The sequence below is a fragment of the Aeromicrobium sp. REDSEA-S32_B7 genome (genome assembly GCF_001626145.1).
In the GTDB taxonomy this organism is placed as follows: Bacteria; Actinomycetota; Actinomycetes; order Propionibacteriales; family Nocardioidaceae; genus Aeromicrobium; species Aeromicrobium erythreum.
The window spans coordinates 1,908-15,138 of the sequence record NZ_LUNF01000208.1; the positions used below are offsets into that span (position 1 = coordinate 1,908).

A 13,231-nucleotide genomic window follows, 5' to 3' on the forward strand; every position below is an offset into this window, starting at 1 on the left:
CCGCCGAGAAGTGACGTCGACCCCGTGACACCCGGTCGGGTGCCGGACGACCTCCGGCACCCGACCACCCCCCTTCCACCACCACGACCCAGGGAAGAGACCCTCACATGGCCATTGCTGCCGCAGACGTGAAGAAGCTCCGCGACGCCACCGGCGCGGGCATGATGGACGCCAAGAAGGCCCTCACCGAGGCCGACGGCGACTTCGACAAGGCCGTCGAGATCCTGCGCATCTCCGGTGCCGCGAAGGCCGCCAAGCGCGGCGCCGAGCGCGAGGCCTCCGCCGGTCTCGTGGCCAGCTCCGGCAACGCGATCGTCGAGCTGAACTCCGAGACCGACTTCGTCGCGAAGAACGAGCAGTTCATCGCGCTCGCCGAGCGGCTCGCCGCCGCGGCCGACGCCACGAAGCCCGCCGACGCCGACGCGTTCGCGAAGACGACCCTCGACGACGGCAAGACCGTCGAGGAGACCATCAGCGCCCTCGCCGCCGTCATCGGCGAGAAGATCCAGCTCGGCCGCGTGGCCGCGTTCGACGGCCAGGTCGCCGTCTACCTGCACCGTCGCGCCAGCGACCTGCCGCCCGCCGTCGGCGTCCTCGTCGAGTACACCGGTGACGACCTCGACGCCGCCCGCGGCGCCGCCATGCAGATCGCCGCGATGCGTCCGCGCTACCTCACCCGTGAGGACGTCCCCGCCGACATCGTCGCCAAGGAGCGCGAGATCGCCGAGGCGACGGCCCGCGAGGAGGGCAAGCCCGAGCAGGCGATCGCGAAGATCACCGAGGGTCGCGTCAACGGCTTCTTCAAGGACGTCGTCCTGCTCGACCAGCCGTCGGTCACCGACAACAAGAAGACGGTCAAGGCGGTCCTCGACGGCGCCGGCGTGGACGTCAAGCGCTTCGCGCACATCGAGATCGGCGCCTGATCCACGGAGCCGACCAGCACCACGACAGGAAGGACCGGAGCATCGTGACCCACCACCCGACGCACGGTGACCCGGCCGACCTCAGCACCGCGGACGCCGGGGCCCCAGGCCCCGGCGTCCGCCGCGTGCTGCTCAAGCTGTCCGGCGAGGTGTTCGGCGGCGGCAAGATCGGCATCGACCCCGACGTCGTCAACGGCATCGCCCGCCAGGTCGCCCAGGCGGTCCGCGAGGGCGCGCAGGTGGCGATCGTCGTCGGCGGCGGCAACTTCTTCCGCGGCGCCGAGCTGAGCCAGCGGGGCATGGAGCGTTCGCGGGCCGACTACATCGGCATGCTCGGCACCGTCATGAACAGCCTCGCCCTGCAGGACTTCATCGAGAAGCAGGGCATCGACACCCGCGTGCAGTCGGCCATCACCATGGGCCAGGTCGCGGAGCCCTACATCCCGCGCCGGGCCATGCGGCACCTCGAGAAGGGGCGCGTCGTCATCTTCGGCGCGGGCGCGGGCATGCCCTACTTCAGCACCGACACCGTGGCCGCCCAGCGCGCCCTGGAGATCAAGGCCGACGCGGTGCTCATGAGCAAGAGCGGCGTCGACGGGGTGTACTCCGCCGACCCGCGCACCGACGCCTCCGCGCGCCGCTTCGACGACCTCACCTTCGCGGAGGCCCTGCGCCTCGGCCTGAAGGTCGTCGACGCCGCCGCGTTCGCGCTCTGCATGGAGAACGACCTGCCGATGATCGTCTTCGGCATGGAGGGTGAGGGCAACATCGCCCGGGTGCTCCAGGGTGAGAGGATCGGGACGCTGGTCCACGGCGACGCAGGACCACACATCGGGACGACGACAGGAGACGCACCGTGATCGACCAGACCCTGCGCGAGGCCGGCACCAAGATGGACAAGGCCGTCGAGCACACCCAGGAGGAGTTCGCGGCCATCCGGACCGGTCGCGCCCACCCGGCGATGTTCTCCCAGATCACGGCCGACTACTACGGGACGCCGACGCCCCTGCAGCAGCTGGCCGGCTTCCAGGTGCCCGAGCCGCGCACCGTCATCATCAGCCCGTACGACCAGGGCGCGAAGGGTGCGATCGAGCGGGCCATCCGCGACTCCGACCTCGGCGTGAACCCCTCCGACGACGGCAAGGTGCTGCGGGTGACGCTGCCCGAGCTCACTGAGGAGCGCCGCCGCGAGTACATCAAGCTCGCCCGTTCCAAGGCCGAGGAGGGACGCGTCGCCGTCCGCGGCGTGCGACGCAACGCGAAGCAGACCCTTGACAAGGCCGAGAAGGACTCCGAGATCAGCCAGGACGACAACGTGGGCGCCGAGAAGCGCCTCGACGCCCTGACGAAGCAGCACGTCGACCAGATCGACGAGCTGCTGAAGAACAAGGAAGCGGAGCTCCTTGAGGTCTGAGGAGGCCGCGCCCACCGACGGACCCCTGGGGGAGACCGACCCGGCCGTCGCCCAGCGCAAGAGTCGCGCGGGCCGCAACCTGCCCGCCGCGATCGGCGTGGGCGCCGGTCTCGGCGCGATGGTCGTCGTCTCGCTGTTCCTGTTCAAGGACGTGTTCGTGGCGGTCGTCGTGCTCGCGCTCGGCGTCGGCCTGTGGGAGCTCGCCCGGGCCCTCGGGACCGCCGGCATCAAGGTGCCGTTCCTGCCGGTGCTCACCGGTGGAACGCTGATGCTCGTCGGCGCGTACTACGGCGGCATGGAGACCGCCGCGGTCGCGATGGCGCTGACCGTCATCGGCACGCTCGTGTGGCGACTCTCCGACGGTGCGGACGGGTTCGTCCGTGACGCGAGCGCCGGGGTGTTCTGCCTGTCCTACCTGCACCTCATGGGCGTCTTCGTCATGCTCATGCTGGTCGAGACGGACGGTCCCTGGCGCATCGTGGCCTTCATCGTGGCGACGGTCGCCTCCGACGTCGGCGGCTACGCCGCGGGGGTCTTCCTCGGCAAGCACCCGATGGCCCCGACCATCAGCCCCAAGAAGTCCTGGGAGGGCTTCAGCGGGTCCCTCGTCTTCGGGATCGCGGCCGGCATCGCCACCGTGACCCTCGCCCTCGACGGCGACTGGTGGGTCGGCGTCCTGCTCGGCGTCGCCGGTGTCGTGATGGCGACGCTCGGCGACCTCTCGGAGTCGCTCATCAAGCGCGACCTCGGCATCAAGGACATGGGCGACCTCCTGCCCGGCCACGGCGGCATCATGGACCGGCTCGACTCGCTCATCGCGGTCGCGCCCGTCGCCTGGCTGATCCTGCACTACCTCGTCACCCCGGCCTGAGCGCGGAGGGCGTCGGGCGACGCGGACATCGAGCCGAAACAGGGATGCGGCAGGCTTGGCCCATGTCGATCAAGGTGTCGCTCCGCCATCGCACGACCTACCGGTTCGACCGTCCCGTCGCCCTCGGCCCGCACGTCGTGCGGCTGCGGCCCGCGCCGCACAGCCGGACGCCGATCGACTCCTACGCGCTGCGTGTCTCGCCCGCCGAGCACTTCGTGAACTGGCAGCAGGACCCGTTCGGCAACTGGCAGGCGCGCCTGGTGTTCCCCGACAAGGTCAGCGAGCTCGACGTCGACGTCACGCTCGTGGCCGACCTCATGGTCGTCAACCCGTTCGACTTCTTCGTCGAGGAGTACGCCGAGACCTACCCGTTCAGCTACGAGCCACAGCTCGCGGCCGACCTCGCCCCCTACCTGCGGCCCGTCGACGAGGGCGACGGCCAGGGTCCGGGGCCGGTCGTCCGGGCCTGGCGCGACGCCCTGCCCGAGCCGGCCGACGACGGGGTGCCGCTCGTGCAGTTCCTCGCCGACCTGAACGCCGCCGTCCACCGCGACGTCGCCTACACGGTCCGCATGGAGCCGGGCGTCCAGAGCCCCGACGAGACGCTGACCCGGGCGATCGGCTCGTGCCGAGACAGCGCATGGCTCCTGGTCTCGCTGCTGCGCCAGCACGGTCTCGCCGCGCGGTTCGTGTCGGGCTACCTCGTGCAGCTCGCGCCCGACCCGCTCGTGGCCGCGCAGGCGCTCGACGGGCCTGCCGGTGCGACCGAAGACTTCACCGACCTGCACGCCTGGGCCGAGGTGTACGTGCCGGGGGCCGGCTGGGTGGGACTCGACCCGACGTCGTCGCTGTTCGCGGGGGAGGGGCACATCCCGCTGTCCGCGACGCCGCACCCGTCGTCGGCCGCACCCATCACCGGGGCGCTGGAGCCGGCCGAGGTCGAGTTCTCCTTCCTGAACGAGGTCACCCGCGTGCACGAGGACCCGCGGGTCACCCTGCCGTACACGCAGGAGCAGTGGGACCGCGTCGACGCGCTCGGGCGGGCCGTCGACGCGCGGCTCGACGCGGGCGAGGTGGGCCTGACCATGGGCGGGGAGCCGACGTTCGTCAGCGTCGACGACTCCACGTCGGAGCAGTGGAGCACGGCGGCCGACGGGCCCGAGAAGCGTCTGCTGGCGACGGAGCTCGCCGAGCGGCTGCGCCGGGTCTACGCCGAGGGCGGCGTCGTCCACCGGGGGCAGGGCAAGTGGTACCCCGGCGAGCCGCTCCCGCGCTGGCAGGTCTCGTTGCAGTGGCGTACCGACGGCGAGCCGCTGTGGCACGACGCGTCGCTGCTCTGCGACCCGTGGTCCGACCCGACGCCGGTGCAGCACCACACCGCCGAGCGGCTGGCGCACGAGGTGGCACGCGTGCTCGGCCTGCCCCACGAGCTCGTGCTCCCCGCATGGGAGGACCCCTTCGCCGTCGTGGCGCGCGAGGTCGGCCGGCCCGAGGGGGAGCGGCCCGACGTCGACCGGCCCGACGTCGACCAGGTCGCCCAGCTCGACCAGGCCGAGGAGCGGCCGACCGGCTGGGTGCTGCCGCTCGCGACGGGCGAGCAGTGGCGGCGCAAAATGAAATTGCAACTTTCCGTTACCCTCGAAAGCCTTTTCCAGCTTGGCCTGAAACCGCCCGTCGGTGTAAAGCCGGGCGACTTCGTACTCGTCCTTGTATGCCATTAGCTTGTAGGCCCTGGCGTTCGAGGTGCGGCCAGGCGGACCCGACGCGCCGCCCGTGCTGCACGTCTTCCTGCCGCCGACCGAGCGCCTCCAGGACTACGCCGACCTCCTGCACGTCGTGGAGCAGGCCGTGCAGATCGTCGGCACGCCGGTGGTCGTCGAGGGCTACGGCCCGCCACCGGACCCGCGCCTGACCCAGCTCAGCGTCACGCCCGACCCGGGCGTCATCGAGGTGAACGTGCAGCCGACGTCGTCGTGGTCGGAGCTGGTGTCGCTCACCGAGACGCTGTACGACGCGGCACGCCGCACCCGGCTGGGCACCGAGAAGTTCGACCTCGACGGGCTGCACACCGGCACCGGTGGCGGCAACCACCTGACGCTCGGTGGCCGCACGCCCGCCGCGTCGCCGCTGCTGCGCCGACCGGACCTGCTGGTGAGCCTGCTGTCGCACTGGCAGCGCCACCCGTCGCTGTCGTACCTGTTCTCCGGACGCTTCATCGGCCCGACGAGCCAGGCGCCGCGCTTCGACGAGGGCCGCCCCGAGTCGGTCTACGAGATGGAGATCGCGATCGCCGAGGTCCACCGGCTCGTCGCCGAGGCCGAGGAGCAGGGCGAGACCTTCCGGCCCTGGCTCGTGGACCGGGCCCTGCGGCACCTGCTGACCGATCTCACGGGCAACACCCACCGTGCCGAGTTCTGCATCGACAAGCTCTACAGCCCCGACTCCTCGCGCGGGCGCCTCGGGCTGCTCGAGCTGCGCGGCTTCGAGATGCCGCCGCACCCGCAGATGGCGCTGGTGCAGGCTCTGCTCGTGCGCGCCCTCGTGGCCCGGTTCTGGGACGACCCCGCCACCGGACCGCTCGAGCGGTGGGGCACCGCGCTGCACGAGGACTTCCTGCTGCCGCAGGGCGCGGTCCGCGACGTGGACGCCGTCGTCGCCGACCTGCAGGACCACGGGATCGACTTCGAGCGCTCCTGGCTCGACCCGTTCGTGGAGTTCCGCTTCCCCCGCATCGGCGTGACGCAGGTGAGCACGCCGACGGGCCCCGTCGAGCTCGAGCTGCGCAGCGCGATCGAGCCGTGGCACGTCCTGGGGGAGGAGGCGACGGGCTCGGGGACGTCGCGCTACGTCGACTCCTCGATCGAGCGGCTCCAGGTGACCGTCCGTGGCGTCTCGCCCTCGCGGCACCTCGTCACGTGCCAGGGTGTTCCCGTGCCCCTCACCCCGACCGGCGTGCCCGGCGAGTACTACGCCGGCGTGCGCTACCGCGCCTGGCAGCCGTGGTCGGCGCTGCACCCGTCGATCCCGGTGCACTCGCCGCTGCACGTCGAGGTCGTCGACACCGCCGCCGAGGTCAGCCTGGGCGGCCCGACCGGGCGGCCCGCCGCGCCATGACCGTCCTGCGCGACTACGCGTCGGAGGTCGGTCAGCCGACCCTCGACGCCGCTCCCGCCCGCTACGACGAGGTGGTCGACGCCGACGGCTCGTTGCGGCCGGCCTGGCGGACGCTCGCCGCCAGCGCGCTGGAGATCACCGACGTGCAGCTGCGTCGCGTGCAGCGCGACATCGGGCGGTTCCTGGGCGACGACGGCGTCACGTACCGACGTCCGGGGGAGCCCGGGTCACGGTGGCGGCTCGACCCGCTGCCGCTCGTGCTCAGCGCGCAGGACTGGGCACCCCTGGAGGTCGGCCTCGCCCAGCGCGCCGAGCTGCTGAACGCACTGCTCGCCGACCTGCACGGACCGCGCAGCGTCCTCGCGCAGGGCGTCGTCCCGCCGGCCGTGGTCTACGCCCACCAGGGCTACCTGCGCGTGGCGGCCCGGCCGGGCACCGTCGACGACCGCCCGCTCCTGCTCACCGCCACCGACGTCGCCCGCACGCCAGCCGGCGACTGGGTCGTCGTCGCCGACCGGACGCAGGCGCCGTCCGGGCTGGGGTACGCCATGGAGAACCGGCACGTGATCTCGCGCGTGCTGCCACAGATGTACCGCGACGCCGGCCTGCACCAGGTGGGGCCGTTCCTGCAGGCCGTGCGGTCGACCCTCATGCAGGCCGCGCCCGAGCACGTCGACGACCCGCGCGTCGTCGTGCTCACCCCCGGGTCGGCGTCGGAGACCGCGTTCGACCAGGCGCACCTCGCGTCCAGCCTGGGCTTCCCGCTCGTGCAGGGCAGCGACCTGGTGGTGCGCTCGGGCGCGGTGTGGATGCGGGTCTTCGGCCGTCTGGAACGTGTCGACGTGATCCTGCGGCGCGTCGACGCACCGTGGTGCGACCCGCTGGAGCTGCGCGGCGACTCCCAGCTCGGCGTCCCGGGTCTGCTCGAGGCGGTGCGGCGCGGGAGCGTGCGGATCGTGAACGGCCTGGGCTCCGGCGTCCTGGAGAACCCTGCGCTGCTCCCGTACATGGCCGGCCTGTGCGAGCACCTCCTCGACGAGCCGCTGCGGCTGCCGTCGGTCCCGACCTCCTGGCTCGGCGACCCCGACGCGCTCGCCCTCGCCCGTGAGCGGTGGGACGACCTCGCCGTCCGGTCCATCGACCGGTCGGTCGACGTCGACCGCCTCGGCCCGGCGGAGCTGCTCGCCCGCGTGCAGGCCGAGCCGCACCGCTTCGCCGCCCAGGAGCTGCCGGCCTGGTCGCAGGCGCCGCGCCTCGCGGGTGGTGCCGTGCGCCCCCAGTCGGTGGCGCTGCGGACGTTCACGCTGCGGTACGGGTCGTCGTACCGGCCGATGCTGGGCGGGCTCGCGTCGGTGCTCGACGGTGCGCGGTCGGTGTCCAGCAAGGACGTGTGGGTGCTGAAGGACGCGCCCGACCAGCCCGACCAGGGACTGGCCGAGGTGCTCGCGGTGACGTCGTCGAGCAGCGTCACGCCGCTGGTGCCGCGCGTGCTCGAGGACCTCTTCTGGTTCGGCCGCTACGCCGAGCGCGCGGAGGACACGCTGCGTCTCGTGCTCGTCGCCCACGCCCTCGCGGAGGACTTCCGGGCGCGTCCCTACAGCGCCGGCGGCGTGGCCCTGCGGGTGCTGCGCGGCGCGCTGCTGCACCAGGTGCCCGGACCGTACGACGCCGGCGACGGGGAGAGCGTCGACGCCGACCTGCGCTCCGTCCTGCTCGACGTCGAGCGGTCGGCCTCGGTGGCCCACTCCTTCGCCGCGCTGCGGGGAGCCGCCGAGGGCGTGCGCGACCAGCTGTCGGTCGACGTGTTCCGCGCGTTCGGGGCCACGGAGCGCGCGGCCGCGCTGCTCGACGCCAACGATCACAGCCTCCAGGTCACGGAGAGCGCCGAGCGCATGCTGACCGGGCTGCTCGCGCTGCACGGGGCGACGGCCAGCATGGTGCACGACGAGGGGTGGGAGACGCTCGAGGCCGGACGCGCCCTCGAGCGCTGCCTGCAGGTCGTCGCCCTCCTGCGCCGCACCGTCACGGTCCGACGCGGCATCGACGTCGACCGGCACCTGCACCAGGGCGTGCTGACCGCCACCGAGAGCGCCATCACCCACCGACGCCGGTACCGCGGGTTCGTCCGCGTCACCAGCCTCGTCGAGCTGCTCCTCGCCGACCCGGCCAACCCGCGCTCGCTGCGCTTCAACCTCGAGACGCTGCGACGCCACGTCGCCGCCTTGCCCGCGTCGACGGGCGCCAGCCGGCCCGAGCGGCTCCTGGACGACCTCGTCGACGAGGTCGACCGCACCCACGTCGCCGAGCTCGTGCCGATCGAGGGCGAGTCGCGGCCCAACCTCGAGCGGCACCTGGACAGCCTGACCATCCACCTCCTGCGGGTCGCCGAGGCGTTCGCGGGCACGCACCTGGCCACGGCTCCCGCGCCCCGTGCGTTCGGCCTCTCCGGACGGGGGACCCGATGAGGCTCGACGTCACCCACCGCACCACCTACACCTACGACGACGACGTGACCGGCAGCTACGGCATCGCGTACCTGACACCGCGCGACCTGCCGTGGCAGCGCGTGGTGGCCCACGAGGTCGACGTCCATCCCGAGCCCCTCGACCGCTCGACCGACGTCGACCACTACGGCAACACCGCCATGTACTTCCAGCTCGACACGCCGCACCGCACGCTCGACGTCGTGGCGCACAGCGTGGTGGAGGTCGACGAGCCCGTGCTGGACCCGGTCGCGCTGGGCGTGCCCTGGGAGCAGGCGCGTCCCTCGGCCCGGCCCGACGTGCCCGACGCCTGGAGCGCGCTCGACCTCGCCCTCGCCTCCCCGTCGGTCGACCAGCCGGAGGCCGCGCACGCCTACGCGGCGGAGTCGTTGACGCCGGGGCGGCCGCTGGGCGAGGCGGTGCTGGAGGTGATGCACCGCGTGCACGCCGACTTCGCGTACGAGCAGGGCGCGACGACGGTGACGTCGACGATCGCCGACGTCCTCGAGGCGCGTGCCGGGGTGTGCCAGGACTTCGCCCAGCTCACGCTCTCCTGCCTGCGCTCGCACGGCCTCGCCGTCCGGTACGTGAGCGGCTACCTCGCCACCGAGCCGCCACCCGGCAAGGAGCGCGTCGTCGGTGCCGACGCGACCCACGCGTGGGCGGCCGTCTGGGTCCCGGGAGCCGGCTGGCTCGCCCTCGACCCGACCAACGACCAGCCCGCGAACGAGAGGTACGTGACAGTCGCGTGGGGTCGCGAGTACTCCGACGTGCCCCCCTTGAAGGGTGTGATCTTCACCGAGGCGAAGACGTCGACGCTCGCCGTCGCGGTCGACGTCGTGCCGGTCTGAGACGTCCCTCCCGGATGGGGATGCGCAGCCGCCGGAGCGGGGCAAGGATGGTCACGTGAAGGCCTTCTCCTGCCGCGTGTGCGGCAACGCCCTGTACTTCGAGAACTCCCTGTGCGTCTCCTGCGGGACGGCGCTCGGGTACTCCCGCAACGAGCACGAGATCGTGCCCGTCGACGAGGACGGTCGCTACGTCGACCGGGAGGGTCTGGTCTGGCACGTGTGCGCGAACCTGAACCTCTCCGGCTGCACCTGGCTGGCCACCGTCGAGGGCGGCCAGTGCTTCAGCTGCGACCTGACGCGCACGCGTCCGGCCGACGACGACCTCGAGGGACTGTCGCAGTACCCGGTGGCCGAGTCGGCCAAGCGCCGGCTCGTCGTGGAGCTCGACGCGCGCGGCCTGCCGATCACCACGCGCGACGAGGACCCCGAGCAGGGACTGTGCTTCGACATGCTGTCGAGCGTGGAGGAGAACGTCGTCATCGGTCACGCCGACGGCGTCATCACGATCGACCTCGCGGAGGGCGACGACGCGCACCGCGTGAAGGTTCAGTCCGAGCTCGACGAGCCCTACCGCACGATGCTGGGCCACCTGCGCCACGAGGTCGGCCACTACTTCGAGTCCGTGCTCGTGCGCGGCGAGGAGCGCATGGACGCGTGCCGGGAGCTGTTCGGCGACGAGTCGAAGGACTACCAGGCCGAGATCGACCGGCACTACAGCGAGGGCCCGCCGGAGGACTGGCAGGAGTCCTACATCAGCACCTACGCGACGATGCACCCGTTCGAGGACTTCGCGGAGACCTTCGCGCACTGGATGCACATCAGCGACACCGTCGAGACCGCGCGCGCCTACGGCCTGACCACGGTCGACCCGAGTGCCTTCACCCTGTTCAGCGACCTCGTCACGGGCGTCTGGATCCCGCTGTCCACGGCGCTCAACCAGATCAACCGGGCGATGGGGTCCGACGACCTCTACCCGTTCGTCATCCCGCCGCCGGTGCTCGACAAGCTCGACTTCGTCGCCGCCCTGGCGCGCGACCCGCACCCCGTCCCGGCGTGAGCCGACCCGGCCCGACCCGCGCGTTTCGACAGCGCTGGGGTCGGGCTGGGAGGATGGTGCGGTGAGCGAGCCCATCAAGACCCTGCCGCTCGTCCTCGAGCCCCCGCGCGGTCGCGGGAAGCCTCCGCGTCACCTCGCGGACTTCTCCGCCGACGAGCGCAAGGCCGCGGCCGAGGAGCTCGGCCTGCCCGCCTTCCGGGTGAAGCAGGTCGCGCACCACTACTTCGCGCGCCTGCAGCGCGACCCGGAGGCCATGACCGACCTCCCGGCGGCGCAGCGCGACGCCATCGCGCAGGCCCTGCTGCCGCCGCTGCTGTCGACCGTCAAGGTGCAGGAGGCCGACCAGGGGACGACCCTCAAGACGCTGTGGCGCCTGTTCGACGGCGCGCTCGTGGAGTCGGTGCTGATGCGCTACTCCGAGCGCGCGACGGTGTGCGTGTCGAGCCAGGCCGGCTGCGGCATGGCCTGCCCGTTCTGCGCGACCGGCCAGGGCGGCCTGCAGCGCAACATGAGCACGGCCGAGATCGTCGACCAGGTCGTCGACGCGGCTGCCGCGATGGCGCACGGGCGGGTCGCCGGCGGCCCGGGCCGGCTCTCCAACGTCGTGTTCATGGGCATGGGCGAGCCGCTCGCCAACTACAAGGCGGTCGTGGGTGCCGTGCGTCGCATGACCTCGCCCGCGCCCGACGGGCTCGGCATGTCGGCGCGCAACATCACCGTCAGCACGGTCGGGCTCGCGCCGCGCATGCGCCAGCTGGCCGACGAGGGCGTGCCGGTCACGCTCGCGCTGTCGCTGCACGCCCCCGACGACGAGCTGCGCGACGAGCTGGTCCCCATCAACACGCGGCACAGCGTCGAGGAGGCCGTCTCGGCGGCGAAGCACTTCTTCGACGTCACCGGCCGACGCGTCTCGATCGAGTACGCGATGATGCGCGACATCAACGACCAGGCCTGGCGCGCCGACCTGCTGGCCGAGCTGCTGCTCGCGCACGGCGAGGGTCGCGGCTGGGTGCACGTGAACCTCATCCCGCTCAACGAGGTCCCCGGCTCGCGCTTCACCCGCTCCCGCGACGAGGACATGGACGAGTTCGTCCGCCGCCTCGTCTCGCGTGGCATCAGCACGACGATCCGGGACACCCGCGGCGACGAGATCGACGCCGCCTGCGGCCAGCTCGCCGCGTCCGACGCGTGAGCCGACCCGCGCTGCTCGCGACCGACCTCGACGGCACCCTCCTGCGTAGCGACGGCACCCTGTCGGACCGCACGCGTGCCGCCGTCGCGGCGGCCGAGGAGTCCGGCGTGGAGGTCGTGTTCGTGACCGCCAGGCCGCCTCGGTGGCTCGACGAGCTCGCCGACGCGGTCGGGGGTCACGGCGTGGCGCTCTGCGGCAACGGTGCGTTCGTGCTCGACGTCGCCCGTCGCGAGGTCGTGGAGTCGCACCCGTTCGCGCCGGCCGACCTGCGGGTCCTGCTGGCCGACCTGCGGGCGGCCGTGCCGGGCATCGGCTTCGCCGTCGAGTGCGCGGACGGCATGCGCCGCGACGAGCACTTCCTCGACGCGCACCGCGACGACGCCGTGGGCCACGACCTCGAGGCCGTCGGTGCCGGCAAGCTGCTGGCCCGTGCCCCCGACGTCGAGCAGGAGGCGTTCCTGACGCGGGTGTCCGAGGTGGTGGGCGACCGCGCCGAGCTGGGCTTCTCCGGCGCCGTCGGCCTGGCCGAGCTGACGCCGCGCGGCGTCACGAAGGCGTCGGGGCTGCAGACGTGGTGCACCGAGCGCGGCATCGCGGCCCGCGACGTGTGGGCCTGTGGCGACATGTCCAACGACCTGCCGATGCTCGCCTGGGCCGGTCGCGCGCTCGCCGTGGCCAAGGTGTCGGAGGTCGCCCCTAGGTTGGAGACATGGACGAGAACGGCAACGGCAACGCGGAGGCGCTCGACGCGCTGACCGCCCGCGCGCGGGAGCGCGCGCGTGCCGAGGCGTCCGAGATCGTCGACATGCTGCGGTTCCGTGACGCCGAGCTGGTGCGCACCGCCGGTATCGAGTCGCCGATGGTGAGGCTCGTGGAGCGGTCGGCGATCCCGCTGGAGATCGGCCAGGCCGTCGGGCTGTCCGAGGGTCAGGTGACCAACCGGCTCGCGGCGGCCGACCGACTCCGCGAGCGCACGCCCTACACGTGGCGAGCCTTCCGCGACGGTCGTCTCGACTGGGCGCGAGCCCGCGAGGTGTCGTCGGCGGCTCTGCTGCTGGTGCACGAGTCGTCCCACCGACGCCTCGACGAGTCGGTCGTCGGGTACGCGGCGACCCACACCGTGGCCGAGCTGCGCGGCTGGCTGAAGCGGTTCGTCGCCCGCGTCGAGGCCGAGGAAGCCGCCCAGCGCGCCGAGGCCGCCCGCCGCCAACGCGACGTGCAGGTCACCCACGTCGACGACGCCATGGCCTGGGTCAACGCCTTCATCCCCTCCCACCAGGCCGCCGCCATCGACGCCCGCCTGCGCCGCACCCCACGCCCCGACGG

General features: G+C 72.6%; 11 protein-coding genes and 2 pseudogenes. 12 read left to right on the forward strand and 1 reads right to left on the reverse strand.

Annotated elements, in window-relative coordinates:
* Window positions 1–107: 107 nt before the first annotated feature.
* The 5 genes and pseudogenes from tsf to A6Q79_RS13785 form a co-directional block, all read left to right on the forward strand.
* Window positions 108–923: a translation elongation factor Ts gene (gene tsf / locus A6Q79_RS13765; protein WP_067856651.1), complete on the forward strand. Its 816-nt coding sequence runs from the start codon at window positions 108–110 to the stop codon at window positions 921–923.
* Window positions 924–1,048: 125 nt separating this feature from the next.
* A complete protein-coding gene (gene pyrH / locus A6Q79_RS13770; protein ID WP_286689204.1) occupies window positions 1,049–1,783 on the forward strand; it encodes a UMP kinase in 735 nt (244 codons plus the stop codon).
* Window positions 1,783–2,337, forward strand: a complete 555-nt coding sequence (frr, locus tag A6Q79_RS13775; protein ID WP_286689203.1) for a ribosome recycling factor — start codon at window positions 1,783–1,785, stop codon at window positions 2,335–2,337. The genes pyrH and frr overlap by 1 nt, the downstream gene beginning before the upstream one ends.
* On the forward strand, window positions 2,327–3,208 hold the full coding sequence (locus A6Q79_RS13780) for a phosphatidate cytidylyltransferase (protein WP_286689197.1): 882 nt from the start codon (window positions 2,327–2,329) through the stop codon (window positions 3,206–3,208). Before frr ends, A6Q79_RS13780 begins: the two co-directional genes overlap by 11 nt.
* Window positions 3,209–3,270: 62 nt before the next feature.
* A pseudogene (locus tag A6Q79_RS13785) lies at window positions 3,271–4,806 on the forward strand (transglutaminase family protein); the annotation flags it as partial.
* Between the two features lie 39 nt (window positions 4,807–4,845).
* On the opposite strand, the pseudogene A6Q79_RS18690 reads toward A6Q79_RS13785, so the two are convergent.
* Window positions 4,846–4,926 (reverse strand): annotated as a pseudogene (locus A6Q79_RS18690) (DUF6537 domain-containing protein); the annotation flags it as partial.
* A gap of 55 nt (window positions 4,927–4,981) precedes the next feature.
* Between A6Q79_RS18690 and A6Q79_RS13790 the strand changes: the two are divergent.
* The 7 genes from A6Q79_RS13790 to A6Q79_RS13820 all read left to right on the forward strand — a co-directional run.
* Window positions 4,982–6,322 (forward strand): transglutaminase family protein, encoded by a 1,341-nt coding sequence (locus A6Q79_RS13790; protein ID WP_317698629.1) that lies wholly within the window; start codon window positions 4,982–4,984, stop codon window positions 6,320–6,322.
* The gene (locus tag A6Q79_RS13795) at window positions 6,319–8,787 is read left to right on the forward strand and encodes a circularly permuted type 2 ATP-grasp protein (protein WP_286689195.1); all 2,469 of its coding nucleotides are present in this window, start codon (window positions 6,319–6,321) and stop codon (window positions 8,785–8,787) included. The genes A6Q79_RS13790 and A6Q79_RS13795 overlap by 4 nt, the downstream gene beginning before the upstream one ends.
* Window positions 8,784–9,656, forward strand: a complete 873-nt coding sequence (locus A6Q79_RS13800; RefSeq protein ID WP_286689194.1) for a transglutaminase family protein — start codon at window positions 8,784–8,786, stop codon at window positions 9,654–9,656. The genes A6Q79_RS13795 and A6Q79_RS13800 overlap by 4 nt, the downstream gene beginning before the upstream one ends.
* Window positions 9,657–9,711: 55 nt before the next feature.
* Window positions 9,712–10,713 carry a putative zinc-binding metallopeptidase gene (locus A6Q79_RS13805; protein WP_286689193.1) on the forward strand — a complete coding sequence of 334 codons (1,002 nt, stop codon included), beginning with the start codon at window positions 9,712–9,714 and terminating at the stop codon, window positions 10,711–10,713.
* A 73-nt stretch (window positions 10,714–10,786) separates the two neighbouring features.
* Window positions 10,787–11,905: a 23S rRNA (adenine(2503)-C(2))-methyltransferase RlmN gene (rlmN, locus tag A6Q79_RS13810; protein WP_202967753.1), complete on the forward strand. Its 1,119-nt coding sequence runs from the start codon at window positions 10,787–10,789 to the stop codon at window positions 11,903–11,905.
* On the forward strand, window positions 11,902–12,660 hold the full coding sequence (locus tag A6Q79_RS13815) for an HAD family hydrolase (protein WP_317698630.1): 759 nt from the start codon (window positions 11,902–11,904) through the stop codon (window positions 12,658–12,660). The genes rlmN and A6Q79_RS13815 overlap by 4 nt, the downstream gene beginning before the upstream one ends.
* On the forward strand, window positions 12,615–13,231 hold a 617-nt coding region (locus tag A6Q79_RS13820; protein ID WP_317698631.1), incomplete at its 3' end, for a DUF222 domain-containing protein. The genes A6Q79_RS13815 and A6Q79_RS13820, both read left to right, overlap by 46 nt.

Excerpts from the sequence above, each read along its gene's own strand:
- A6Q79_RS13800 (WP_286689194.1), top strand. The coding sequence starts at position 8,784 with ATGAGGCTCGACGTCACCCACCGCACCACCTACACCTACGACGACGAC.
- A6Q79_RS13795 (WP_286689195.1), top strand. The coding sequence starts at position 6,319 with ATGACCGTCCTGCGCGACTACGCGTCGGAGGTCGGTCAGCCGACCCTC.
- tsf (WP_067856651.1), top strand. The coding sequence starts at position 108 with ATGGCCATTGCTGCCGCAGACGTGAAGAAGCTCCGCGACGCCACCGGC.